The organism is Polaribacter sargassicola (assembly GCF_021991835.1).
Classification (GTDB): Bacteria; Bacteroidota; Bacteroidia; order Flavobacteriales; family Flavobacteriaceae; genus Polaribacter; species Polaribacter sargassicola.
On sequence record NZ_JAHDAU010000163.1, the window covers coordinates 1 to 301 of the forward strand.

Here is a 301-nt window from a genome sequence, read left to right on the forward strand (position 1 = left end):
TTTTTAGTTTCATGTATTGGATTACATAAACTAGATGCACAAGTGTTATGGTATGGTGACCCCAACTTATCGGTTAATGATAATTTTAGACGCCTCGATCCAAATGGTAATAGTAACCCAAGTGGTGATGATTGTGTTGACGATCCTGATAGCCCGCCTTTTGTTACCACACCTACAGATATTGACTTTGGTAAATTTTGGCGTATAACTAAACCCGTTTCTAGAAAGAGAGCTGAATTTGCCAGAACTACGGGTGACGTAAATACATTTACCCCTCAAAAGGGTGGAACTTATTATTACG

The 301-nt window shown here is 38.5% G+C and carries 1 protein-coding gene; it reads left to right on the plus strand.

The features are described from left to right. A partial coding sequence (locus tag KI686_RS16315) for a hypothetical protein (RefSeq protein ID WP_237590374.1) occupies positions 1-301 on the plus strand: 301 nt, incomplete at both ends.